Consider the following 24,040-nt stretch of genomic DNA (forward strand, 5'->3'; position numbering starts at 1 on the left):
CGGCGGGGGTCCGTCGGGGGTCGAGCGTGCGCCGGGGGGAGGAGGCAGCTGGGGATCGGTCACGCCCCCCATCCTAGAGGCGCTGCCGTCCTCGCCCCCGGGCACCGCAGCCGTCAGACCCGCCGGAGCAGTCCGACGCGGTCGTACACGTCGGACAGCGTCGCATCGGCGACGGCGTCCGCGCGGGCGGCGTTCGCGGCGAGGATGCGGTCGAGCTCGGCCGGGTCGTCGAGGAGCTCGAGCGCGCGCTCCCGCACCGGCCCGAACTCCGCCACCACGACCTCTGCCAGGCCCTTCTTGAAGTCTCCGTAGCCACGGCCCGCGTACTCGTCCTCGATCGCGGCGATCTGCCGACCGGTGAGGGCTGCGTAGATCGTCAGCAGGTTCGAGACACCGGGCTTGTTCTCGCGGTCGAACCGCACCGAGCCCTCGTTGTCGGTCACGGCCCGCATGATCTTCTTGGCCGACTTGGCCGGGTCGTCGAGCATCCACAGGACGCCGGCGTCGCTCTCCGCCGACTTCGACATCTTCGCGGTCGGGTTCTGCAGGTCGTAGATCCGTGCCGTCTCCTTCTGGATGACGGGGATCGGCACCGTGAAGGTGGGACCGAAGCGCGTGTTGAAGCGCTCGGCGAGGTCGCGCGTGAGCTCGACGTGCTGCTTCTGGTCGTCGCCGACCGGCACGACGTCGGTCTGGTAGAGGAGGATGTCCGCGGCCATGAGCACTGGATAGGTGAAGAGTCCGACGCTGGTCGCGTCAGCGCCGTACCGGGCGGACTTGTCCTTGAACTGCGTCATGCGACCGGCCTCGCCGAAACCGGTGATCGTGCTGAGGATCCAGGCCAGCTCGGCGTGTGCGCGCACGTGGGACTGCACGTACAGCGTCGACTGCGAGGGCTCGATGCCCGCTGCGATGTACTGCGCAGCCGTCCGGCGCGTCTTCTCCCGCAGCTCCGCCGGCTCCTGGGCCACGGTCAGGGCGTGCAGGTCGACCACGGAGAAGAAGGCGTCGTACGAGTTCTGCAGCTCTCGCCACTGCAGGAGAGCGCCGATGTAGTTGCCGATCTGGAGGGAGTCGGCGGAGGGCTGCATTCCGGAGTAGAGACGAGGCTTGTTCACCCGTCAATCCTATGCGCCCGTCGCGCGGCCCTCCGCGCGGCCGTCGCCTACGCTGGCGGCATGACCGAGACACCCCCGCCCGCACGAGGCCAGGTCTTGCTCGACGCCCTCGGAGCGGAGGCGGAGCGACTGCATCCGGAACTGCTCGCCTCGTTCCGTCGCCCCTCGGCCGTCGGTCACGCGGAGGGGGTGTTCACGATCGCGGGAAGCCGCTTCGGTCGATGGTCGGCGCTCGCCCGTCCCGTCGTGGGCCCGCGTCTGCTCGTCACCGCCCGGGGCCGCGCGGTGCCCTTCACGCTGATGACGGTGTCCGGGCGGTCTCCGTCGGGGCGTGCCACGCTCGACTCCGTCCGCGTGTTCGGCTTCTCCCGCGGTGCGCAGGAGATCGCCGACCGTCTGACCGTGAGCGTCCGCCCTGGGCTGGTGCGCAACCTCCTCGGCTCGCGCGGTCGGGTCGAGCTGATCGAGGCGTGCTCCGTGACACCGGAGGGGTTCCTCCGCATGAGCACGGTGCGGGTCGCGCTGCGTCTGTGCGGTCGACGGGTCGCGCTCCGCGGACCCCTCGGCGTGCACGTCGATCTCGTGGACGGCTGGGACGAGGAGCACCGTCGTCGCACGATCGACATGCGCGCGGTGAACCCGGTGCTGGGAACGGTCTTGGAGTACCGCGGGTGGTACCGCGAACAGGACCGGCACGCTGCTGCGCAGCCCGGCTCGCAGCCCGGCTCCTAGCGAGCCGATCCGTCTCCGGGGTGAGGTGCCCTCAGTACGAGTAGTCGACGACGACCGGTGCGTGGTCGCTCCAGCGCTGGTCGTAGGCGGCGGCCCTGGCGACGTGGTAAGCCTCGACCCGTTCCGCGAGAGCGGGAGTTGCGAGGTGGTAGTCGATGCGCCACCCGGAGTCGTTGTCGAATGCCTTCCCGCGCATGGACCACCACGTGTACGGACCGTCGACCTCACCGTGGAAGCGGCGCCCGACATCGACCCAGCCGAGGCCGGTGCCGACCGAGCCATCGGTCCCCGTGATCGACGTGCCCGCCTCGCCGAGGAACCGGTCGAAGTACGCGCGTTCCCGCGGGAGGAAGCCGGCCTTGGTGCGGTTCCCGCGCCAGTTCTTGATGTCGAGCTCGCGGTGGCCGACGTTGAGGTCGCCCGTGACGAGGGCGAGGGCGCCGTCGGTGTTCAGCGACGCGAGTCGGGCCTCGAACGCGTCGAGGAACTTCCACTTCTCGTCCTGCTTCGGGGTGTCCGCCTCGCCCGAGTGCACGTAGGCGCTGACCACCGTCAGCGGCCGGTCGCCGATCACGTAGTCGGCCTCGATCCAGCGACCCTTCGAATCGAAGTCCTCCGGCCCGAAGTCGGTGCGGGAAGCGACGGCGGGGAGGCGGCTGGCGATCGCGACGCCTGCGCGCCCCTTCGCCGTCGCCTCGTCGTGCACGAAGGTCCATCCGGGGAGGGCGGCCTCGATGTGCTCGTCCTGGCCGCGGACCTCCTGCAGGGTGAGGATGTCGATGTCCGCCGCGTCGAGCCACGAGCTCATCCCGTTGCGAGCCGCCGCTCGGATCCCGTTGACATTGACCGTGGCGATACGCAGATGAGGCATTCCTCCAGCCTAACGAGCGCCTCCGACATCACCGCGGTCCTGGCGGTGGTTGAGCTCCGTGAGCAGACGCTGTGCCAGTGGGGAACCCGCCGGCAGCGGGGGCGGGGCAGTGGCCTCGAGGTGCGCCACTTCCTCCCGTGCGCGGCGCAGCGCCCGCTCGGTCGCCCACACGCGGTACCAGGGGGCGGCATCGCGCTCCGCCTGCGCGTCTCGGGCTCGGATGCGCGCGGCGACGAGCAGCGCCCGGTGCTCGTCGATGCGGCGCTCCGCCTCGGTCTGGGCGAGGAGCGGCAGGTCGCGGTCCTGCGCCGTCACCGCCATCCACGACGCCGCGACGAGCATCACGACGCCGTTCACGCGGAACCACAGCAGCAGTCCGACGAAGATCGCGAACGTGGCCAGGAGAGGGTTCGACGGCGTGTAGCTCAGCAGGAAGCCGACACCGAACTGCAGCACGGTCATGGCCGCACCGCCGAGGAGTGCGCCCGGCCAGATCACTCCCCAGTGCAGCGAGGTCCCGGTGAGGAATCGCACCATCGCGGCCAGGGCCCCGGTCAGGAGCACGAAGGACACGAGCACGGTCCCGATCCGGATGCTGAGGTTCAGCCCGTCCGATCCGGAGTCCCACCCGAGGAGGGTGAGGAGCCAGCGCAGCACGGCCGCACTGGCCGAGCTGAGGGCCGACCCGAGGATCAGGGCCACCCCGAAGATGAGGGCCGCGAGCAGATCGCGGGCCTTCAGCAGCAGGTAGCTGCGGCGGTCGGGCTCGAGCCCGAAGATGTCTCGCACGGCGCGGCGGGAGAAGGTGACCCAGCCGATCGCGGTCCAGATCACCGTGCCCAGGGCGATGAGGCCGGTGACGCCGAGCACGCCGGTCGTGTTGGAGGCGATCTCCTGCACCTGCTGCGGTGTGAACACGCCGCCCTGATCGAGGATCAGGTTCGGGATGTAGTTGTTGATGATGTCGATGAGGCCGTTGACTGCATCTTCGCTGCCGCCCAGCCAGAGACCGGCGATGGCGAAGGCCAGGTACACCGCGGCGAAGATGGCGAACAGCGCCTGATAGCTCACGCCCGCGGCGAGCAGGAAGCCGTTGTGCTGCAGGAAGTGTCGCCACACCCGCACCGGGAATAGTCCCAGGGTGCGCTGCGTCAGCGCGGTCGCGCGCTCGACCGCCGCATCGAGACGACCGGGCTCGGTCGCGGCACCAGTGGGGTCGGACACGACCCCACCCTATCCAAGGCGCCCCACGCCGGGACGCCTCCGAGACGCGCGAAGGGCGGCTCCGCAGTCGGAGCCGCCCTTCGCGCGGGGGAGGAGATGCCTCAGGGGCGTCCGCGAAGGACCGCCTGCTTGACCTCTGCGATCGCCTTCGTGACCTCGATGCCGCGGGGGCACGCCTCGGAGCAGTTGAAGGTCGTGCGGCACCGCCACACGCCCTCCTTGTCGTTGAGGATGTCGAGGCGCACGGCGGCGTTGTCGTCGCGCGAGTCGAAGATGAAGCGGTGCGCGTTGACGATGGCCGCCGGGCCGAAGTACTGACCGTCGGTCCAGAACACGGGGCACGAGGAGGTGCACGCGGCGCACAGGATGCACTTGGTGGTGTCGTCGAAGACCTCGCGGTCGGCGATGGTCTGCAGGCGCTCCTTGCCCTTCTCCGGCACGGAGTTCGCGACGAGGAACGGCTGCACCTCGCGGTACGACGCGAAGAACGGCTCCATGTCGACGACGAGGTCCTTCTCCAGCGGCAGACCCTTGATGGCCTCGACGTAGATGGGCTTCGAGATGTCGAGGTCCTTGATCAGCGTCTTGCAGGCGAGGCGGTTCCGTCCGTTGATGCGCATGGCGTCGGAGCCGCAGATCCCGTGGGCGCAGGAGCGGCGGAACGTGAGCGAACCGTCGACCTCCCACTTGATCTTGTGCAGGGCGTCGAGCACGCGGTCGGTGGAGTAGAGCTCCACGTCGTAGTCGACCCAGTGCGGCTCGGCGTCGACCTCGGGGTCGAACCGGCGGATGTTGAACGTGACGATGAAGGACTGGATGCCGGTGTCTTCGGTCGTCTCCGCGGGGGCTTCGGCGATGGCGTTCGACATGGTCAGTACTTCCTCTCCATCGGCGGGTAGTTCAACTCGCCCTTGTCGTTCTTGGTGAACACGACGGGCTTCCAGTCGAGCTTGATGTGGTCGCTGGGGTCCGACGAGTGCGGGTCGCCCGTCAGGTAGGCCATGGTGTGCTTCATGTAGTTCTCGTCGTCGCGCTTCGGGAAGTCGTCGCGCATGTGACCGCCGCGGCTCTCCTCGCGGTTCTGCGCCGCGTAGACGACGACCTCGGCGATGTCGAGCAGGAAGCCCAGCTCCACGGCCTCGAGCAGGTCGGTGTTGAACCGGTGGCCCTTGTCGTCGACGTGCACGTTCTTGTAGCGCTCGCGCAGCTCGGCGATCACGCCCAGCACGTGCTGCAGCGACTCGTGCGTGCGGAACACCTGCGCGCCCTTGTCCATCTCGTCCTGCAGCGTCTTGCGCAGCACGGCGATGCGCTCGGTGCCCTGGTTGTTGCGCAGGTCCTCGAGCATGCCGGAGACGAACGCGGCGGGGTTCTCGGGGAGCGGAACGAACTCGGCGGTCTTGACGTACTCCACGGCGTTGCGGCCGCTTCGCTTGCCGAAGACGTTGATGTCGAGCAGCGAGTTGGTGCCGAGGCGGTTGGCGCCGTGCACCGAGACGCACGCGCACTCGCCGGCGGCGTACAGGCCGGGCACCACGGTGTCGTTGTCGGCCAGCACCTCGCCGTTGTTGTTGGTGGGGATGCCGCCCATGGCGTAGTGCGCGGTCGGCATCACGGGGACGGGCTCCACGACCGGGTCGACGCCCAGGTACGTGCGCGCGAACTCGGTGATGTCGGGGAGCTTGGTCTCGAGCACCTCGGCACCCAGGTGCGTGCAGTCGAGCAGCACGTAGTCCTTGTGCGGTCCGGCGCCGCGGCCCTCCGCGACCTCCTGCACCATGCAGCGCGCGACGATGTCACGCGGCGCGAGGTCCTTGATGGTGGGGGCGTATCGCTCCATGAACCGTTCGCCCGAGGCGTTGCGGAGGATCGCGCCCTCACCGCGGGCACCCTCGGTGAGGAGGATGCCGAGTCCGGCGAGTCCGGTCGGGTGGAACTGGAAGAACTCGAGGTCCTCCAGCGGGAGGCCCTTGCGCCAGACGATGCCGACGCCGTCGCCCGTGAGAGTGTGCGCGTTCGACGTGGTCTTGAAGATCTTCCCGAAGCCGCCGGTCGCGAAGATGACGGCCTTGGACTGGAAGACGTGAAGCTCACCCGTGGCGAGGTCGTAGGCGACGACGCCGGCGATCTGGGTCTTGCCCGCCTCGTCCTTCACGGTGATGAGGTCGAGCACATAGAACTCGTTGAAGAAGTTGATGCCGAGCTTGACGCAGTTCTGGAACAGCGTCTGCAGGATCATGTGACCGGTGCGGTCGGCGGCGTAGCAGGCGCGGCGGACCGGGGTCTTGCCGTGCTCGGCCGTGTGACCGCCGAAGCGACGCTGGTCGATCTTGCCCTCGGGCGTGCGGTTGAAGGGAAGGCCCATGTTCTCGAGGTCGATGACCGCGTCGATGGCTTCCTTCGCGAGGATCTCCGCCGCGTCCTGGTCGACGAGGTAGTCGCCGCCCTTGACCGTGTCGAAGGTGTGCCACTCCCAGGAGTCCTCCTCGACGTTCGCGAGCGCCGCCGCCATGCCGCCCTGCGCGGCACCGGTGTGCGAGCGCGTCGGGTACAGCTTCGAGATCACGGCCGTCTTCGCGCCGGGGCCCGCCTCGATGGCCGCCCGCATCCCGGCGCCGCCGGCACCCACGATGACGATGTCGAACTGGTGGTAGTGCACGCCGTCACGGACGACGGAATCCTGGGTCTGGGTAGTCACTTCTCGTATGCCTCTTCTTCTAGCCCTGCGCCTGGCAGGTCTCCCACAGCGTGCTGGACTCGGTCACACCCAGGCAGGGGTCGAACGTGAAGACGACCAGCGTGCCGAGGATAATGAGCAGGCCGGCGGCCAGCCCGAGTGCCCACACGAGTGCCTTGCGGGCGGTGGCGTTGGTCACGTAGTCGTTCACGATCGTGCGCATGCCGTTGGCGCCGTGGATGAGCGCGAGCCACAGCATCAGCACGTCCCACCACTGCCAGAACGGCGTGGCGAACTTGCCGGCGATGAACGCGAAGTCGAGGGCGTGGATGCCCTCGCCGAGCATGAGGTTGACGAAGAGGTGGCCGAAGATCAGCACGACGAGCACGACGCCCGACACGCGCATGAAGACCCAGCCCCACTTCTCCAGGTTCACCCCGCGCTGACGGCGGGCGGGGGCGACGGCGGTCTGAGCGCTCATCAGTGTCCTCCTCCGAAGCCGGCGAATGCGAGCATCAGGTGGCGGGGCACGAAGCCGGCCATGATGATGCCCCAGACGAGCAGAACGCCCCAGAAGAGCTGGCGCTGGTACTTGGCGCCCTTCGACCAGAAGTCCACGGCGATGATGCGCAGACCGTTCATGGCGTGGAACACGATGCCGGCCACGAGCACGACCTCGCCGAGCGCCATGACCGGGTTCTTGTACGTGCCGATGACCGCGTCGTACGCCTCCGGCGACACCCTGATGAGCGCCGTGTCGAGCACGTGCACCAACAGGAAGAAGAAGATGGCGACTCCGGTGATGCGGTGAAGCACCCACGACCACATGCCTTCGCGACCCCGGTAGAGGGTGCCGCGGGGGGTCTTGGACGTGGTTTCCGAAATCGACGGTGTCAAGCGAGCGCTTGTGGACACGGTCGTCCTCCCTGGATCGATGTGACTCGGTCGCGTGCGCCGTCTCGACCCCTCGAAGTGCTGGGGAGGGGCAGGCACGCCCGATCGCCCTCCATCCTATTCCTGTGAGAAGGCCGTGGGCGACGAAGGGGACCCTAACCAGCGGGCGCCGCCCGGATCCGGTCGGGACCGCGTCGCCGCGGAGCGGCTCACGGGGACCGAGCGGGCCGGCTGGGTACGCTGGCCGGGTGAGCGAACCCATCGAGGACTTCTACGCGGTGATCCCGGCCGGAGGCATCGGCAGCAGGCTGTGGCCGCTCTCCCGGGCGGATGCGCCGAAGTTCCTGCACGACCTGACCGGCTCCGGCCACTCGCTGCTGCGCGACACGTGGGACCGCCTCGAGCCCCTCGCCGGACCCGATCGGATCGCGGTGGTCACGGGACGGGCGCACCGGGCGGCGGTGGAGGCCGAGCTGCCCGGCATCGCCGATCTGAACGTGTTCCTGGAGTCGGAGCCGCGCGAGTCCGCCGCGGCGATCGGACTGGCCGCCGCCGTGCTGCACCGGCGCGACCCCGATGTGATCATCGGCTCGTTCAGCGCCGATCACGTCATCCGCGGCACGCGCGTGTTCGAGTTCGCGGTGCGAGACGCGGTCGAGGTCGCTCGCGAGGGGTACATCTGCACGATCGGCATCGCCCCCACGGAGCCCGCGGTCGGCTTCGGATACATCAAGAAGGGCTCCGAGCTCGTCGTCGAGCGTGCCCGTGAGGCCGCGCTCGTCGAGAGCTTCGTGGAGAAGCCCGACCTGGAGACGGCCAAGGCGTACCTCGCCGACCGGGGCTACCTGTGGAACGCGGGCATGTTCATCGCCAAGGCGAGCGTCCTGCTCGACGAGCTCGCCGCGAACGAGCCGGAGCTGCACGCCGGGCTGCTCGAACTGGCCGAGGCGTGGGACGATCGCGAGCGACGGGGCCCGGTCGTCGACCGCATCTGGCCTCGCCTCAAGAAGACGGCGATCGACTACGCGGTCGCCGAGCCCGCCGCGCGTCGTGGTCGCCTCGCCGTCGTCCCCGGGCACTTCGACTGGGACGATGTCGGCGACTTCGCGTCGCTCACCAAGCTCATCACCAACGGCAGGAAGAACGACCTCGCCGTTCTCGGGCCGCGGGCGCGGGTGCTCACGGATGCCGCCAGCGGCATCCTCGTCAGCCAGACCTCCCGCGTCATCAGCCTCGTCGGCGTCAAGGACATCGTCGTGGTCGACACCCCCGACGCGCTTCTCGTCACGACGGTGGAGAACGCGCAGCGCGTGAAGGGCGTCGTGGAGTCGCTGAAGCTGAACGGACAGGGCGACGTGCTCTGATGAGCAGTGATCGGTGCTCATCGGGTGGGTTGATTTCAGCTTTGTAACCTTTCGCCAGCGCCGGGGGCGACGTGCGTGCACGAAGGCTGAAACACTAGGTAACTTTGATCGATCCGCGATGGTCGCGGTTCCGTTGAGGGAGGCATGAGTTGACCATCTCCACCACCAAGAAGCTTCTCGGCGCGACCGTCGCCGCGGGCGTCATCTTCGCGCTCGCCGGTTGCGGCCAGGCACCGACCGACGAGGCCGGGGGATCGGACAAGCCGGCCGACTCCGACTTCCTGCCCTGCCTGATCTCCGACGCGGGCGGCTGGAACGACAAGTCGTTCAACCAGTCGGCCAAGGAGGGCATGGACAGCGCCGCCGAGGAGCTCGACATCAAGCCGCTCGAGTTCGAGTCGGCGAACGACAACGACTACGCGCCGAACCTCGAGACCGCGGTGTCCGAGGGCTGCTCGCTCATCGTCTCGGTCGGCTTCAAGCTGTCGGCCGCCACGGTCGAGTCGGCGCTCGCGAACCCCGAGATCGACTACGCGATCATCGATGACTGGGCCGACAACGACTTCGACGGCGAGGTCGACGCGCCCAACATCAAGCCCCTCGTGTTCGACACGGCTCAGGCCGCCTACCTCGGCGGCTACGCGGCCGCGGCGTGGTCGGCGCAGAGCGGTGTGAACAAGGTCGGCACCTTCGGCGGCATGCAGATCCCGTCGGTCGCCGTGTTCATGGACGGCTACCAGCTCGGTGTCGAGAAGTACAACGAGGACAAGTCGGCTTCGGTCCAGGTCTTCGGATGGGATGCGGCGACGCAGGAGGGCTCCTTCACGGGTGGCTTCGACGCGAACGACACCGCCAAGCAGACCGCTCAGGGCGTGCTCGACCAGGGCGTCGACGTGATCCTCCCGGTCGGTGGCCCCGTCTACCAGAGCGCCGCGGCGGCCATCACCGACAGCGGCAAGGACACCCTGATGCTCGGCGTGGACAGCGACCTCGCGGTTGCCGACCCGAGTGTTGCGGGCATGACCCTCGTGTCGATCATGAAGGCCATCGACGTGGCTGTGCACGACGCGACGATCGCGGCCGCCAAGGGCGACTTCGACCCGGAGCCCTACGTCGGGACGCTCGAGAACGAGGGCGTCAAGCTGTCCGGCTTCGGCGACTTCGAGTCCCAGCTGCCCGAGGGCCTGATGGACGAGCTGAAGACGCTGCAGGAGCAGATCATCTCCGGCGACATCACGGTGGAGTCGAAGAACTCGCCGTGATCTGAAACGGTCCGACACGGGGCGAGTGGTGAGCAGGCTGCCACTCGCCCCGTGCCGTGGACGGACGACGATTCTCCTGAATGACACTTCTGGATAAGGTGCAGATATGAAGCTCGAACTTCGCGGCATCACCAAGCGATTCGGCAGCCTCGTGGCCAACGACCACATCGATCTGGTGGTCGAACCGGGGCAGATCCATGCCCTCCTCGGGGAGAACGGCGCGGGGAAGTCCACCCTCATGAACGTCCTCTATGGCCTGTACCAGGCCGATGAGGGAGAGATCCTCCTCGACGACGAGGTGCAGCACTTCCGCGGCCCGGGTGACGCGATGGCTGCGGGGATCGGCATGGTGCACCAGCACTTCATGCTCGTACCGGTGTTCACGGTCGCCGAGAACGTGATGCTCGGCCACGAGCAGACCAAGGCGCTCGGCACCCTCGACATCGCGAAGGCCCGCCAGCACGTGCGGGATGTCGCCGCGCGCTTCGGCTTCGACATCGACCCCGACGCGATCGTGGGCGACCTGCCCGTCGGCGTGCAGCAGCGGGTCGAGATCATCAAGGCGCTCTCGCGCGACGCGAAGGTGCTCGTGTTCGACGAGCCCACCGCGGTGCTGACCCCCCAGGAGACTGATGAGCTCATGGGCATCATGCGGCAGCTGCGCGACGAGGGCACCGCGATCGTGTTCATCACCCACAAGCTCCGCGAGGTGCGGGAGGTCGCCGACACCATCACGATCGTCCGCCTCGGCCGGATCGTGGGGGAGGCGTCGCCGACTGCGTCGAACGCGGAGCTCGCCTCGCTCATGGTCGGCCGCGCGGTCGAGCTGACGGTGCACAAGGAGGCGCCGCGACTCGGCGAGGGCGGGCTGGCGGTGTCCGGACTGCGGGTGCTCACCCCGGGCGGCGCGATCGTCGTGGACGGCGTCGACTTCACCGTGCGACCGGGCGAGGTGCTCGCGATCGCCGGCGTGCAGGGCAACGGCCAGACCGAGCTCGTGGAGGCCATCGTCGGTCTCGCGGCGCGCGTCGAGGGCAGCATCGTGCTCGACGGCAAGGAGCTGGTCGGCAAGAGCGTGCGCGCCATCCTCGACGCGGGTGTCGGGTTCGTCCCGGAGGACCGCACGGAGGACGGCTTGGTCGGCGGGTTCTCGGTCGCCGAGAACCTGGTGCTCGACCGCTCGGACGACCCGGCGTTCAGTCGCGCCGGCACGCTCAAGCGCGCCGTGCTCGAGGAGTTCGCGCGCGAGCGCATCAAGGAGTACGACATCCGCGCGCAGGGGCCCCACACCCCGGCGGGCACGCTGTCGGGTGGAAACCAGCAGAAGGTGGTCATCGCCCGGGAGATGAGCCGCGACCTGCGCCTGCTCGTGGCGGCGCAGCCCACTCGCGGCGTCGACGTCGGCTCGATCGAGTTCATCCACAAGCGGATCATCGAGACGCGCGACGCCGGGATCCCCGTCGTCGTGGTCTCCACGGAGCTGGACGAGGTCGCAGCTCTCGCGGACCGGATCGCGGTCATGTACCGCGGCACGATCGTCGGCATCGTCCCGGGTGACACGCCCCGGGAGACACTCGGACTCATGATGGCCGGTGCGGCCGAAGGAGAGGTGGCCGCGTGAGCGGAGCGACACCAGGCGCAGGGGACGCGACCAAGGGGCTCCCACCCGAACAGCTCGCCACGAGCACCGGCCCGGTGCCGCGCGACCCCTCCGACGTCCCGCCGCCTCCCCGCGCGAACGTCGTCCTGAAGGAGATCCTGCGGGGGAGCGCCGTCACCACGATCCTGGCGATCGTGCTCGCGCTCATCGTGGGCGGCATCCTCATCGCCTTCACGAACGAAGACGTGCAGGAGGCGTCCGGGTACTTCTTAGCCCGTCCGACCGACACGTTGGCGGCGGCCTGGAACGCCGTCTACAACGGCTACGAGGCGCTCTTCCGCGGCGCGATCTTCAACGCCCGCGGAGCCGACTTCGCCGCGCAGATCCGTCCGCTGACGAACACGCTCGGTTTCGCCGCGCCGCTCATCGCGGCCGGTCTCGGCGTGGCGCTCGCGTTCCGCGTCGGTCTGTTCAACATCGGTGCGCGCGGCCAGATGCTCATCGGTGTCGCGGTCGCGGCGCTGCTGACCTTCTCCCTCGACCTGCCGCTGTGGCTGCACCTGCCCGTCACGCTCCTCGCCGGCATCGCGGGCGGGGCGCTGTGGGGTGCGATCGCCGGTCTCATCAAGGCCCGCACGGGTGCGCACGAGGTGATCCTCACGATCATGCTCAACTACATCGCGTACTACCTGCTGCTGTGGATGATCCGGACGCCCGGCCTGCTGCAGAAGCCGGGCACGAACCAGGCGCTCGGCTCGCCGACACCCGAGTCGGCGCAGTTCCCGACGCTGCTGGGCCCGCAGTTCCCGCTGCTGGACGTGGGCTTCGTGATCGTGATCATCGCGACGCTGTTCGTCTGGTGGCTCCTCGAGCGCTCCTCCCTCGGCCTGCGCATGCGCGCCGTGGGCGAGAACCCGCACGCCGCCCGCGCCGCCGGCATCAGCGTGCAGCGCATCTACGTCTACGCGATGCTCTTCGCGGGAGGCCTCGCCGGACTCGCGGGCATGAACCAGCTGCAGGGCGCCGTGACCACCGGCGTCACCGAGACCATCGACGCGGGCATCGGCTTCGACGCGATCACCGTCGCCCTCCTCGGCCGCAGCCGCGCGTGGGGCACGTTCGCCGCCGGCATCCTGTTCGGCGCGCTCAAGGCCGGATCGTTCTCGATGCAGGCGCAGGACATCCCGGTCGACATCGTGCTGGTCGTGCAGTCGCTCGTGGTGCTGTTCATCGCCGCGCCTCCGCTGCTGCGCACCGTGTTCTTCCTGCCCAAGTCCGACGCGGAGAAGGCCGCCAAGGCGAGAGCCAAGGCCGCGAAGAAGGCGGTGACGGCATGATGTCGCTCGCACAGACGGAGGCCGCAGACGGCACCGTCCAGCTCGCTACCGTGAAGGAGCGCCACCTCAAGGCGCCCATCGTGCTCGCCGTGCTGACCGTGCTGCTCGCGCTGCTGTTCCTCGCGGTACCCCGTAGCGGCACCAGCACCTTCCGGCTCTCCGACCAGTCGTCGGCGTTCGCACTGCCCGACGTGGCCCTGCCCACCTCGTCGACCTTCTGGTTCGTGTTCGCCGTGCTGGTCGTGATCACGGTCGCCTCGTTCCTGCGGGCATGGGTGTATCGTCCGACCTCGCTCTGGCTGGTCGCTGCCTACGGTGTGTTCGCGGTGTTCGGGTTCCTGGTGTGGGCGTCCGCGGGCGGCCTCGTCCCCGTCACGAGCCTGCTGTTCGGCGCGGTGTCGCTGTCGGTCCCGCTGGTGTTCGGTGCCCTCGGCGGCGTGATCGGCGAGCGCGCCGGTGTGGTCAACGTCGCCATCGAGGGGCAGCTGCTGCTCGGCGCGTTCTCGGCCGCCCTGCTGTCGAGCATCACCGGCAACCCGTTCGTGGGTCTGATCGGCGCGATGGTCGGCGGCGTGCTGGTCGCCAGCGTCCTCGCCGCGTTCGCGATCAAGTACCTCGTCGAGCAGGTCATCGTCGGTGTTGTGCTGAACGTGCTCGTCACCGGTCTCACCGGGTTCCTGTACGGCGCGCTCCTGGCACCCAACGAGGCCGAGCTGAACACGCCGGTGCGGTTCACGCGGATCGAGATCCCGCTGCTCAGCGACATCCCGATCATCGGTCCCGTGCTGTTCAACCAGACGTTCATCGGCTACCTGATGTTCCTCACGGTCGCCGTCGTCGCGTGGGGGCTGTACCGGACCCGCTGGGGGCTGCGGCTCCGCGCCGTCGGTGAGCACCCGCAGGCCGCCGACACGGTGGGCATCAAGGTCAACCCGACGCGGTTCTGGAACGTGCTGCTGGCCGGTGCGATCGCGGGCATGGGCGGTGCGTACTTCACGCTCGTCTCGGTGCCGCAGTTCGGCAAGGACATGACGGCGGGACTCGGCTTCATCGCCCTCGCCGCGGTGATCTTCGGCCGCTGGGACCCGATCAGGGCGACGCTGGCGGCACTGCTGTTCGGCTTCGCGACGAACCTGCAGAACCTGCTGTCGATCCTGAAGACGCCGATCCCTGGCGAGTTCATGCTGATGCTGCCGTACGTGGTGACGCTGCTTGCGGTCGCCGGGTTCGCCGGGCAGATCAAGGCACCTGCCGCCGACGGCAAGCCGTACATCAAGTCGTAGGACGCAGGAAGAAGGAACGACCGTCATGACCGACATCGACTGGGACGAGCTGCGCCAGGTCGCCGCCGACGCGATGACGAAGGCGTACGCGCCATACTCGCGCTACCGCGTGGGAGCGGCCGCCCTCGTCAGCGACGGACGCATCGTCGCGGGCTGCAACGTGGAGAACGCCTCGTACGGCGTCACGCTGTGTGCGGAGTGCGCGCTCGTCGGCGACCTGCACATGTCGGGCGGTGGGCAGCTCGTGGCGTTCGTGTGCGTCAACAACGACGGCGACACGATCATGCCGTGCGGCCGGTGCCGCCAGCTGCTGTACGAACACGCCGTGCCCGGCATGCTGCTGGAGACCGTCTCCGGCATCCGCACGATCGACGAGGTGCTGCCCGATGCGTTCGGGCCGCGCGACCTGGAGGACGCACGATGACCGTTGAGCCGTTCGACGCCGTGGATGTGATCCGCGCCAAGCGCGACGGCGGGGCGGTGCCGGAGCCGGCGCTGCGCTGGATGGTCGACGCGTACACGCGCGGCTACGTCTCGGACGCGCAGATGGCCTCGTTCGCGATGGCGGTGTTCCAGCGGGGCATGGAGCGCGACGAGATCCGCGTGCTGACCGACGCGATGATCGCCTCCGGCGAGCGGATGAGCTTCGCGACCCTCGGCAAGCCCACGGTCGACAAGCACTCCACGGGTGGTGTCGGCGACAAGATCACCCTGCCGCTCGCACCGCTGGTGGCCTCGTTCGGCGTGGCCGTTCCGCAGCTCAGCGGACGCGGCCTCGGTCACACCGGGGGCACGCTCGACAAGCTCGAGGCGATCCCCGGCTGGCGCGCCGCGCTCAGCAACGAGGAGATGTTCGCCCAGATGCAGGGCGACGTGGGGGCGGTGATCTGCGCCGCGGGTTCCGGCCTCGCCCCCGCCGACAAGAAGCTGTACGCGCTGCGCGACGTGACGGGGACGGTCGAGGCGATCCCGCTGATCGCGTCGAGCATCATGTCGAAGAAGATCGCCGAGGGCACCGACGCGCTCGTGCTCGACGTGAAGTTCGGCTCCGGCGCCTTCATGCAGGACATCGACCGCGCGCGGGAGCTCGCACGCACGATGGTCGCACTGGGCACCGACTCCGGAGTCGCCACGACCGCGCTGCTCACGGACATGAACGTGCCGCTGGGCCGCGCGATCGGCAACGCCAACGAGGTGCGCGAGTCCGTCGAGATCCTGGCGGGCGGAGGCCCGGCCGACGTGCGGGCACTGACCGTCGCCCTCGCCAGGGAGATGCTCGCCCTCGCCGGGCAGCCCGACGCCGACGTGGAGGCCGCTCTCGACGACGGCCGCGCGATGGACAGCTGGAAGGCCATGATCCGCGCGCAGGACGGCGACCCCGACGCCGCGCTCCCGGTCGCGAGGGAGACGCACGTCGTGACCGCCGCGTCCGACGGTGTCGTGACGCGCATGGACGCGCTGCCCTTCGGGATCGCCGCGTGGCGCCTCGGTGCCGGGCGGGCCAGGGCCGAGGATCCGGTCATCCACGAGGCCGGCATCGACCTGCACGCCAAGCCGGGCGACCGCGTGACCGCCGGGCAGCCGCTGTTCACCCTGTCCGCGGCCGACGAGGCACGGTTCCCCCGCGCGATCGAGGCGCTGGAGGGGGCGTGGGAGCTCGGCGACCGGGCCCCGGAGGCTGGGCCGATCGTCCGCGAGCGTATCACGGCCTGAGGCCGCGGACGGTAGCCTGAAACCGAAGTCCCGCGACCGAGAGGATCCCCATGTCGATCGATGCGAACGGCGATGCCAGCCTGAACGGCGTCTCCTTGCGGAGCCTGCCCAAGGTGTCGTTGCACGACCACCTCGACGGGGCCGTGCGGCCGGCGACGATCATCGAACTCGCGGACGCCATCGGGCTCGACGTGCCGGAGAACGACCCGCGCGCGCTGGGCACCTGGTTCGCGAAGCAGAGCGACTCCGGCTCGCTGGTCGAATACCTGAAGACGTTCGACCTCACGACGGCCGTCATGCAGACGCGCGAGGGGCTCACCCGGGTCGCGCGCGAGTTCGTGCAGGATCTCGCGGCCGACGGCGTGATCTACGGAGAGGTGCGCTGGGCGCCCGAGCAGCACCAGGCCGCGGGGCTCACGCTGGAACAGGCCGTGGAGGCCGTGCAGCAGGGCATCGAGGAGGGCGAGGACGCCGCCGACCGCAACGGTCGCAGCATCCGCATCGGCCAGCTGATCACCGCCATGCGGCACACCGACCGCGCCAGGGAGATCGCGGAGCTCGCGGTCGACTTCCGCGGCCGCGGTGCCGTGGGCTTCGACATCGCCGGGCCGGAGGACGGCTTCCCGCCGTCGAACCACCGCGCCGCGTTCGACTTCCTCGCCGAGAGCTTCTTCCCCGTGACCGTTCACGCGGGAGAGGCCGCCGGACTCGCATCGATCCGTTCGGCGCTGCTCGACGGGCGCGCGCTGCGGCTGGGCCATGGTGTGCGCATCGCGGAGGACCTGGAGGTCGTCACGCAGGAGGGTGACGAGGTGCAGGTGCGCTTCGGCGAGCTCGCCCGCTGGGTGCGCGACCGCGAGATCCCGCTCGAGCTGTCGCCGTCGTCGAACCTGCAGACCGGGGCCGTCGCAGCCTGGGGCAACGTGCTGGCCGACCACCCGTTCGACCTGCTCTACCAGCTGGGCTTCGCGGTCACCGTGAACGTGGACAACCGCACCATGAGCGCGACCTCGCTCACGCGGGAGCTGGCGCTGCTGGTGGAGACGTTCGACTACGACCTCGACGACCTCGAGACCTTCCAGTTCAACGCCGCGGCCGCCGCGTTCCTCCCCGTCGAGGAACGCGAGGAGCTCGTGGAGATGATCGCCGAGGGATTCGACGCCTGACCGTGGCTTCCGGGGGGAAGCGACGGGGGCGCGTCGCACTGATCATCTCGCTCGCCGCCGTGCTGGTGGTCGGGGGTGGCGCGGTGGCATACCTGCTGCTGAACCGGGGGGCGGCCGAGGCGGCACCGGCGCGGACGGAGTCGCCGCGCCCCGAGCCGTCGCCGTCGCCGACGCCGCTGACCGCGGTCGAGCAGCTGCTGGCCGACGCCGACAACCCGCTGGCGTGTGCCGTGAGCTTCGCCGGCGAGGGCGCCCCGGCGGATCCGCAGCTGCAGTGGCAGAACGGCCTGTACGTCGCGCTGCCGATCCCGGCCGTGGCGGGGAAGGTGTTCGCCGGGTGGTACCCGACGGCGGCAGACGCGGCAGCCTTCACTCCGGAGGCCCGCGTCAACGGCGCCGACCCCGTGGTGTGCGACGACCAGCGGATCGAGCTGTTCGCGGCCTGGAAGACGCCGGAGGAGAACGCGGCGGAGGGCACGCGCGTGCCGATCCTCATGTACCACCAGTTCACATCGAACCCGGACGGGGAGACAGGCTGGCTGCGCGGGAACTACGCCTACATCGGCGACTTCGACGCACAGATGAACCACATCGCCACCACGGGCTTCTACCTGCCGACGTGGGACGAGCTCAGCGCGTTCATCGACGGCCGGCTGTTCCTGCCCGCGCGCTCGGTCATCATCACGGACGACGACGCCGACCAGAGCTGGTTCGACCTCGCCGTGCCCGTGATCGACAAGTACCGCCTGCTGTCGACCTCGTTCATGATCACGGCCTACCGGACCGATCCGCCCCCGTCGATCTACGTGCTGCGGCGCTCGCACACCAACGACATGCACCAGGCGGGGGAGAACGGCAAGGGGCGGATGGTGAACTGGACGGCCGATCAGATCGCCGCCGACCTCAACGCCTCGGGCGACGTGCTGGGCGTCCGCGAGGTCATGGCCTACCCCTTCGGACACTACAACGACACGGCGAAGCAGGGCGTGGCGCAGGCCGGCTTCGAGATGGCGCGGACGATCGAGCCCGGGTACGTGCAGATCGGTACGGACAAGCTCGCGCTTCCCGTGGTGCGCATCGACTACGGCATGGGGCTCGACGCCCTGGTGTCGCGGATCGGCTGACGCGTGGCCGCGGTCGTCATCGTCGGTCCCGCCGCCTGGAACAGGATCGTCGTGCTCGACCGGCTGCCGGAGCCGGAACCGCACATGCAGTTCGCCGAGGACAGCTGGGAGACGGTCGGCGGCACGAGTGCGGGCAAGGCGCTGAGCGTGACCGGGCTCGGGCGCGCGGTGGCGCTGCACGCGATCGCGGGGTCGGACGACGACGGCCGGCGGGTGCGCGACGCCCTGGCCGCTGCCGGAGTGCCCGTGCACTGGTCGGACGGCGTGACGGAGCGCCACCTGAACCTCATGACGAGGGCGGGGGAGCGCGTGTCGCTGTACCTGGCGACGCCGGAGGCGGGCGACGGGCGCGACGATGCGGCCCTGGCGGCAGAGCTGGCGGTGGCGGACGCGGTCGTGCTCGACCTGGCCGCTGAACCGTTGCGCCTGCTCCCGCTGGCACGGCGGAGCGGCACGCCGCTCTGGGTGGACGTGCACGACTACGACGGCACGGCCGCGTTCCACCGGCCGTTCCTCGCCGCCGCGCATGCCGTGTTCTGCAACGCCGACCGCCTGGACTCTCCGGTGGAGTTCCTGCGGGCCACGGTCGACGCGGGCGCCCAGCTCGCGGTGTGCACGCTCGGCGCGGACGGCGCGGTGGCGATCGATGCGGACGGGACCGAGGTGCGCGTGCGCGCGGTGCCCACCACGGTCGTCGACACCAACGGCGCAGGCGATGCGTTCCTCGCCGGCGTGCTGGACGCCCGACTGGGCGGAGCCGGGCTCGCCGCCGCGCTGGAGGCCGGGGCGCGGACGGCGTCGCTCGTGCTCGGCACCCGGCACCTGCACCCGCTGCTCGACCCCGTCCTCGGCTGAGAGGTGCCGGTCAGCGGGGAACCGACAGCAGGAACCCGCCCACGATGTCGGTGAGCTGCGCGCGCATCTCCTCCTCGGACAGGGTCGGCTCACCGTCGCCCGCCTGTGGCCCGTAATCGCCGAACGAGGCATGAGAGGCGCCGTCGATCTCGACGAGTTCGGCGTCGGCCGGGAGCATCGGCCGCGCATCGGCGATCTTCTCCGGAGTGGACAGGCCGTCCTCGCTCCCGGCCACGCTGAGCACCGGGAGCTCGGAATCGGACAGGTCGTTCGCGCAGTACGACGCGAACAGCACCAGGGCATCGGCTGCGGTGGCGAGCTGGCAGGCGCGGACGCCGCCCAGGGAGTGGCCGCCGACGGCCCAGGACTCGACATCGGGCGCCGCGGACGTGAAGTCGTCCAGGCCGCGGGGGTCGAAGAACGCGAGGTTCAACCACGGCCGGGTGATGACGACCGTGATGCCCTCCTCGGCGAGGCCCTGGAGCGGGGCCGCATAGGCCCACGGATCGACCTTGGCGCCCGGGATGAACACCAGGCCCCGTTCCGAGTCGCCGTCGGCGGGTTCCAGCACGATGCCTTCGTCGGCGTCGGTCATGGTGATCGCCGAATTGTCACGGACCTCGGCGAGCGGACCCGGTTCGGCCGGCATGACCCCGATCTGGGTGTAGGCGAGCACACCGCCGATCGCGAGGACCAGCACGATGGCCAGAGCCCACAGGACACGTCTCAGGATGCGGCGGCGGGGCTTCTTCTGCACGGAGGCAACGCTACTCCCGTCGGCGGGAGACGGAGGGGTGCGTGGCCAGGTACTCCTCGAACGCCTCCGCCGAGGTGCGCGTGGGCGTGAAGCCGAAATCCTCGATGAGTCGGCGGTTGGACAGCACGGGCCGCCAGCGCAGGAACGGCACCTTCTCCGGCCCGTGCTCGGTGAGCCGGAGGATCCGTCCCAGGCGGAGCGCCGCGTCCAGTGCCCACGCGGGGACCACGAGCTGTCTCTTGCCGAGCCGCGCGGCGATCTGCGGCACCGTGAGACGCCCGTCTCCGGCGACGTTGAACACCCCGGCCGGTCCGTCCGTCGCCGCCCGCACCATCGCCGTCGCGACGTCGTCGACCCAGACGAACACGAAGGGGGAGTCGGAGCCCGCGATGCGCAGGATGCGCCGCCCGTCCCAGAGCGCGGTGATCTGATTCCGCACGGTCGGACCGAGGATCGTCCCGATGCGGAACACGACCTGCTCGAGTCCGGGGTGCTCGCTCCGGCAGTCGGACAGCATCTCCTCGACCAGCCGTTTGTGGCGCGCGTACGGGAACGCGTCGTTGCCGCGCAGAGGCGTGCTCTCGTCGATCCAGGCAGGGTTGTCGGGGTGGTAGCCGTACGCGGCGCCCGAGCTCGACACGACGATCCGACGTACGCCGGTCTCGACGCACGCGGCGAGCACATTCGCGGAGCCGATCACATCGACCCGGTACTCCCGGTCGACGTCGCGACCCGGGTTCACGATCGCGGCGAGGTGCACCACGGTGTCGATCCGGTGGGCGCGCAGCAGGGGCGCGACGGCTGCGGCATCGGTCACGTCGAGCAGCGCGTTCACGACGCCGTCCCGCGCGGGGGTGTCCCGCACATCCGCGGCTACGACCAGCTCCACGTCGTCACGGCGCGCGAGGGCGCTCGCGACGTGCGTGCCGAGGAAACCCGCACCGCCCGTGATCAGCACCCGCCGCATCAGGCCGCCTCGATGCTCATGCGACCACTCGCATCGCCGTCGGGGCTTCCGGTCCGCCGTCGGGTGTGCCGCGCCCACAGTCCGGCGAGCACGAGTCCGGCGATGATGTCCCAGATGCCCCACCAGCCCGCCACGATGGCCATGCCGCCCAGCCCGTCGAAGAACAGGAAGACCAGGCCCAGGCCGAGCCCGGCGTTGCGGATGCCCACCTCGAAGGTCATGGCCTTGCGCTCGCGGGTGCCCAGTCCGCCGACCACGGCCGTGCCGTAACCGAGGGCCAGCGCGACCGCATCGTGCACGGCGACCACCAGGAGGATGATGCCGAGCACCTGCACGAACACCGTCCAGTTGCCGATCAGGGCGGCCACGATGAAGCCCAGCAGTGCGAGCAGGCTGAACCACTTCACGAAGGGCTGCACGCGCGCGCTCACCCCCGGCAGCTTCGCCCGCAGCAGCAGCCCGAGGGCGAACGGGAGACCGACGATCAGCAGGATCTCGAGCAGCATGCGCCACGGGTCGAGCGAGATGTCGCGCAGCAGCGTGCGTGCGGTCGGGTGCAGCGACCCCCAGAACGTGATGCTCAGCGGCATCGCGACGATGTAGACCAGGTTGCCGACCGCCGTGAGCGACACGGACAGCGCGACGTTGCCGCCCGCGCGATGCGTGAGCACCTGCGAGATGTTGCCGGGCGGACAGCACGCGACCAGCAGCATCCCCAACGCCATCGACGGCGGGACGGGCAGCACCAGCGTGAGCAGGAACGTCGCGACGGGGAGCAGCAGGAGCTGGGCGAGGATCGCGATCGCGAACGGCTTCGGGTGCTTCGCCACGACGCGGAAGTCCTGCGGTGACGTGTCCAGCGCGATGCCGAACATGATCAGGCCGAGCACCACGTTGAGGATCGTGAGCGTGCCGGGGGTGAAGGAGAGCACCACGTCGTCGACGTTCACGCCCCGGCCTCCAGCGACTGCCGCTCCTGCCGGACCGCGCGGCGATAGGCGTCCTTGTTCACGTAGTAGGCCATCCGGTCGAGGCCGAGGTAGTGGTAGCCGCCGGTCACGTCCGGCCACGGGGCCCCGGTCACCCGCTCGCGGAATCGCGCGCCGCGCTCGGGAGCCGTCTCCACCGCGTGCAGGTAGGAGGCGAGGAGCTCGGCCTGCTCGTAGCGCCCCTGCCACCCGATCCCCGACGCCTCGATCATGCCCATCACGAACAGCCCGTTGAAGGAGGAGGGGAACACGTTCAGGAACAGCCTCGGGGCCGCCCCGCGCCAGTGCAGGTGCTCCGGATCGACGAACGGGTAGTCGAGGCGGTAGCCGGTGGCGAGCAGGACCAGGTCGTAGTCGTCCGCGCTCCCGTCGCGGAAGTGCACCGTGGAGCCGTCGAAGCGGTCGATGTCGGGTCGGATGCGCAGGTCGCCTTGGCCGAGGTGGTTCAGGACGAGCGTGTTCACGATCGGGTGCGACTCGTACAGCCGGTAGTCGGGCCGGGGGAAGCCGAACCGTACCGGATCGCCCGTGAACGCCCGCAGCACCCGGGTGTCGATCGCCTGCTTGAGCCGGGCGGGCAGCGGTCGGCCCTGGTTGAGCGTGTCGCTGGGACGCCCGAACAGGTAGCGCGGCACGAAGTAGTAGCCGCGGCGCACGCTCATGTCGACCGACGCCGCATGGTGCACGGCGTCGACGGCGATGTCGCACCCCGAGTTGCCCGCGCCGATCAGCAGAACGCGCTTCCCCGCGAGCTGCTGCGGCGACCGGTACGCGCTGGTGTGCTGCAGCTCGCCCGTGAACGCACCGCGGAACGAGGGGACGTTCGGCGTGGCGAGCGTGCCGTTCGCGAGCACCACGCCCGCGTACCACCGGGTGTGCTCGCCGTCCGGTCCCGTCGCGGTGAGGTCCCAGCCGCCGTCGCGGGGTTCGAGCCTGGACACGGCCGTGTCGAAGCGGAACAGCCCTGTCAGGCCGAAGTGCTCGGCGTAGTCGGTGAAGTACTCCTTGAGCACGCGGTGCCCCGGGTAGTCCGCGGTGGTCCGCATCGGGAACTCCGCGAACTCGGTCGTGGTGCGCGAGGAGATCAGGTGCGCGGACTCGTACATGGTGCTGCGCGGGTTGTCGATGTCCCACAGGCCGCCGACGCCGTGCGACGCCTCGTACCCGTCCACGGCGATGCCGCGCTTCTGCAGCGCTCTGGCTGCTGCCAGGCCCGATGGCCCCGCGCCGATCACGGCGTATCTGTTCATCCCGCTCCCCGCACGTCGCTGTGCTCGAAAAAACGCCCCCGCGCACCGATCGTAGCGGTGCGCGGGGGCGCGTCGTGGACGGTCGCGGCGGCGGATCAGGTGTCGCGCAGGACGGCCTGCCGGGCGGCGACGACCTCGCGCACCACGTCGTACAGCGGGTGTTCGGGGTCGAGTCCGGTGGCGCGGGTCGTGAACGCTCCGGCGTCCTCGCTGCGCAGGAGCGCCTGGAGCTCGACGGACTGCTCATCCGCGGGGTCGTCGAACTCGAGAGCGGCGGCGACGGCGGCCACCAGGGCCCCGGTCGGCAGCCCGCGCTCCGCGGCCATCGCGGCGGGGCCGATGAAACGCTCGTGGCGGGAGATCTTGCGCAGCGGCTGCCGCCCCACGCGCTGCACCGTGTCGACCAGTTCCGGGTTGCGGAACCGGTCGAGGATCGTGGCGCGGTACGCGGCGAGCTCGGCCGGATCGAGACCGTGCACCGCCGCGAGCACGGCCGATGTCTCCTGCAGTGCCGCAGACACCCGGGCGGCGATGTCGGGGTCGGCCAGCGCGTCGGAGATGCGCTCGATGCCCGCGCGAGCGCCGAAGTACGCGGTCGCGGCGTGTCCCGTGTTCACCGTGAACAGCTTGCGCTCGATGTACGGCGCGAGGTCCGCGACGAAGTGCGCCCCCGGGATGTGCGGCGGCGCGTCCCCGAACGGCCCCGACTCGATGGCCCACTCCACGTACGGCTCCACCGTGACGTCGACGCCCGCGCCCTCGGGCTGCGCGGGCACGATGCGGTCCACCGCGGTGTTCGCGAACACCGCGCGCGACAGCAGGGCCTCGGCGTCGGACCCGGCGGCCGCGGCGACCTC

The 24,040-nt window shown here is 69.9% G+C and carries 23 protein-coding genes; 11 read left to right on the plus strand and 12 right to left on the minus strand.

The window, feature by feature from the left end; all coding sequences use genetic code 11:
• Positions 1-113: 113 nt before the first annotated feature.
• Complete coding sequence (gene trpS, locus DW309_RS02290) at positions 114-1,118, minus strand: tryptophan--tRNA ligase (RefSeq protein WP_136044440.1); 1,005 nt, start codon at positions 1,116-1,118, stop codon at positions 114-116.
• 60 nt (positions 1,119-1,178) lie between these two features.
• Between trpS and DW309_RS02295 the strand changes: the two genes are divergently transcribed.
• Complete coding sequence (locus DW309_RS02295; RefSeq protein ID WP_136044441.1) at positions 1,179-1,850, plus strand: DUF4166 domain-containing protein; 672 nt, start codon at positions 1,179-1,181, stop codon at positions 1,848-1,850.
• A 31-nt stretch (positions 1,851-1,881) separates the two neighbouring features.
• Here the strand turns inward: DW309_RS02295 and DW309_RS02300 are convergent, their stop codons facing one another.
• The 6 genes from DW309_RS02300 to sdhC form a co-directional block, all read right to left on the minus strand.
• Positions 1,882-2,721, minus strand: a complete 840-nt coding sequence (locus DW309_RS02300) for an exodeoxyribonuclease III (protein ID WP_136030390.1) — start codon at positions 2,719-2,721, stop codon at positions 1,882-1,884.
• A 9-nt stretch (positions 2,722-2,730) separates the two neighbouring features.
• Positions 2,731-3,945 carry a YihY/virulence factor BrkB family protein gene (locus DW309_RS02305; protein ID WP_136030388.1) on the minus strand — a complete coding sequence of 405 codons (1,215 nt, stop codon included), beginning with the start codon at positions 3,943-3,945 and terminating at the stop codon, positions 2,731-2,733.
• A 101-nt stretch (positions 3,946-4,046) separates the two neighbouring features.
• Positions 4,047-4,814 carry a succinate dehydrogenase iron-sulfur subunit gene (locus DW309_RS02310; RefSeq protein WP_136030386.1) on the minus strand — a complete coding sequence of 256 codons (768 nt, stop codon included), beginning with the start codon at positions 4,812-4,814 and terminating at the stop codon, positions 4,047-4,049.
• A gap of 2 nt (positions 4,815-4,816) precedes the next feature.
• Positions 4,817-6,643, minus strand: coding sequence for a succinate dehydrogenase flavoprotein subunit (gene sdhA, locus DW309_RS02315; protein ID WP_136030384.1), 1,827 nt, complete (start codon positions 6,641-6,643; stop codon positions 4,817-4,819).
• A gap of 19 nt (positions 6,644-6,662) precedes the next feature.
• Entirely contained in the window at positions 6,663-7,103 is a 441-nt protein-coding gene (locus tag DW309_RS02320; protein WP_136030382.1) for a succinate dehydrogenase hydrophobic membrane anchor subunit, read from the minus strand.
• Positions 7,103-7,537 (minus strand): succinate dehydrogenase, cytochrome b556 subunit, encoded by a 435-nt coding sequence (gene sdhC / locus DW309_RS02325; protein ID WP_136030381.1) that lies wholly within the window; start codon positions 7,535-7,537, stop codon positions 7,103-7,105. Before sdhC ends, DW309_RS02320 begins: the two co-directional genes overlap by 1 nt.
• Before the next feature lie 227 nt (positions 7,538-7,764).
• Here sdhC and DW309_RS02330 point away from each other — a divergent pair, with 227 nt between their 5' ends.
• From DW309_RS02330 to DW309_RS02375, 10 genes are all read left to right on the plus strand, one after another.
• Positions 7,765-8,880 (plus strand): mannose-1-phosphate guanylyltransferase, encoded by a 1,116-nt coding sequence (locus DW309_RS02330; RefSeq protein ID WP_136030378.1) that lies wholly within the window; start codon positions 7,765-7,767, stop codon positions 8,878-8,880.
• Positions 8,881-9,029: 149 nt separating this feature from the next.
• Complete coding sequence (locus tag DW309_RS02335) at positions 9,030-10,142, plus strand: BMP family lipoprotein (protein ID WP_136030376.1); 1,113 nt, start codon at positions 9,030-9,032, stop codon at positions 10,140-10,142.
• 106 nt (positions 10,143-10,248) lie between these two features.
• Entirely contained in the window at positions 10,249-11,763 is a 1,515-nt protein-coding gene (locus DW309_RS02340; RefSeq protein ID WP_136044442.1) for an ABC transporter ATP-binding protein, read from the plus strand.
• Positions 11,760-13,079, plus strand: coding sequence for an ABC transporter permease (locus tag DW309_RS02345; RefSeq protein WP_136044443.1), 1,320 nt, complete (start codon positions 11,760-11,762; stop codon positions 13,077-13,079). The genes DW309_RS02340 and DW309_RS02345 overlap by 4 nt, the downstream gene beginning before the upstream one ends.
• Complete coding sequence (locus DW309_RS02350; RefSeq protein WP_136036306.1) at positions 13,076-14,362, plus strand: ABC transporter permease; 1,287 nt, start codon at positions 13,076-13,078, stop codon at positions 14,360-14,362. Before DW309_RS02345 ends, DW309_RS02350 begins: the two co-directional genes overlap by 4 nt.
• Positions 14,328-14,786 carry a cytidine deaminase gene (locus DW309_RS02355; RefSeq protein ID WP_281733603.1) on the plus strand — a complete coding sequence of 153 codons (459 nt, stop codon included), beginning with the start codon at positions 14,328-14,330 and terminating at the stop codon, positions 14,784-14,786. Before DW309_RS02350 ends, DW309_RS02355 begins: the two co-directional genes overlap by 35 nt.
• Positions 14,783-16,075 carry a thymidine phosphorylase gene (locus tag DW309_RS02360; RefSeq protein ID WP_136044444.1) on the plus strand — a complete coding sequence of 431 codons (1,293 nt, stop codon included), beginning with the start codon at positions 14,783-14,785 and terminating at the stop codon, positions 16,073-16,075. The genes DW309_RS02355 and DW309_RS02360 overlap by 4 nt, the downstream gene beginning before the upstream one ends.
• Before the next feature lie 50 nt (positions 16,076-16,125).
• Positions 16,126-17,241, plus strand: coding sequence for an adenosine deaminase (locus DW309_RS02365; RefSeq protein ID WP_136044445.1), 1,116 nt, complete (start codon positions 16,126-16,128; stop codon positions 17,239-17,241).
• 2 nt (positions 17,242-17,243) lie between these two features.
• On the plus strand, positions 17,244-18,365 hold the full coding sequence (locus DW309_RS02370) for a polysaccharide deacetylase family protein (RefSeq protein ID WP_136044446.1): 1,122 nt from the start codon (positions 17,244-17,246) through the stop codon (positions 18,363-18,365).
• Between the two features lie 3 nt (positions 18,366-18,368).
• Positions 18,369-19,220, plus strand: a complete 852-nt coding sequence (locus DW309_RS02375; protein WP_240753104.1) for a carbohydrate kinase family protein — start codon at positions 18,369-18,371, stop codon at positions 19,218-19,220.
• A 10-nt stretch (positions 19,221-19,230) separates the two neighbouring features.
• On the opposite strand, the gene DW309_RS02380 is transcribed toward DW309_RS02375, so the two are convergent.
• From DW309_RS02380 to DW309_RS02400, 5 genes are all read right to left on the minus strand, one after another.
• Complete coding sequence (locus DW309_RS02380; protein ID WP_168387147.1) at positions 19,231-19,977, minus strand: alpha/beta hydrolase; 747 nt, start codon at positions 19,975-19,977, stop codon at positions 19,231-19,233.
• A 10-nt stretch (positions 19,978-19,987) separates the two neighbouring features.
• Entirely contained in the window at positions 19,988-20,944 is a 957-nt protein-coding gene (locus DW309_RS02385; protein ID WP_136044447.1) for an SDR family oxidoreductase, read from the minus strand.
• Entirely contained in the window at positions 20,944-21,894 is a 951-nt protein-coding gene (locus tag DW309_RS02390; protein ID WP_136030355.1) for a bile acid:sodium symporter family protein, read from the minus strand. Before DW309_RS02390 ends, DW309_RS02385 begins: the two co-directional genes overlap by 1 nt.
• Entirely contained in the window at positions 21,891-23,183 is a 1,293-nt protein-coding gene (locus DW309_RS02395) for a flavin-containing monooxygenase (RefSeq protein WP_136044448.1), read from the minus strand. Before DW309_RS02395 ends, DW309_RS02390 begins: the two co-directional genes overlap by 4 nt.
• Before the next feature lie 95 nt (positions 23,184-23,278).
• Positions 23,279-24,040, minus strand: a 762-nt coding sequence (locus DW309_RS02400; RefSeq protein ID WP_446724623.1) for a mannitol dehydrogenase family protein, incomplete at its 5' end; no start/stop codon positions are given.

It is taken from the genome of Microbacterium sp. K41, assembly GCF_004794395.1.
In the GTDB taxonomy this organism is placed as follows: Bacteria; Actinomycetota; Actinomycetes; order Actinomycetales; family Microbacteriaceae; genus Microbacterium; species Microbacterium sufflavum.

Excerpts from the sequence above, each read along its gene's own strand:
- DW309_RS02360 (WP_136044444.1), top strand. The coding sequence starts at position 14,783 with ATGACCGTTGAGCCGTTCGACGCCGTGGATGTGATCCGCGCCAAGCGC.
- DW309_RS02300 (WP_136030390.1), bottom strand. The coding sequence starts at position 2,721 with ATGCCTCATCTGCGTATCGCCACGGTCAATGTCAACGGGATCCGAGCG.
- DW309_RS02365 (WP_136044445.1), top strand. The coding sequence starts at position 16,126 with ATGTCGATCGATGCGAACGGCGATGCCAGCCTGAACGGCGTCTCCTTG.
- DW309_RS02340 (WP_136044442.1), top strand. The coding sequence starts at position 10,249 with ATGAAGCTCGAACTTCGCGGCATCACCAAGCGATTCGGCAGCCTCGTG.
- DW309_RS02395 (WP_136044448.1), bottom strand. The coding sequence starts at position 23,183 with ATGAACAGATACGCCGTGATCGGCGCGGGGCCATCGGGCCTGGCAGCA.
- DW309_RS02310 (WP_136030386.1), bottom strand. The coding sequence starts at position 4,814 with ATGTCGAACGCCATCGCCGAAGCCCCCGCGGAGACGACCGAAGACACC.
- DW309_RS02385 (WP_136044447.1), bottom strand. The coding sequence starts at position 20,944 with ATGCGGCGGGTGCTGATCACGGGCGGTGCGGGTTTCCTCGGCACGCAC.
- DW309_RS02320 (WP_136030382.1), bottom strand. The coding sequence starts at position 7,103 with ATGAGCGCTCAGACCGCCGTCGCCCCCGCCCGCCGTCAGCGCGGGGTG.
- DW309_RS02350 (WP_136036306.1), top strand. The coding sequence starts at position 13,076 with ATGATGTCGCTCGCACAGACGGAGGCCGCAGACGGCACCGTCCAGCTC.
- DW309_RS02295 (WP_136044441.1), top strand. The coding sequence starts at position 1,179 with ATGACCGAGACACCCCCGCCCGCACGAGGCCAGGTCTTGCTCGACGCC.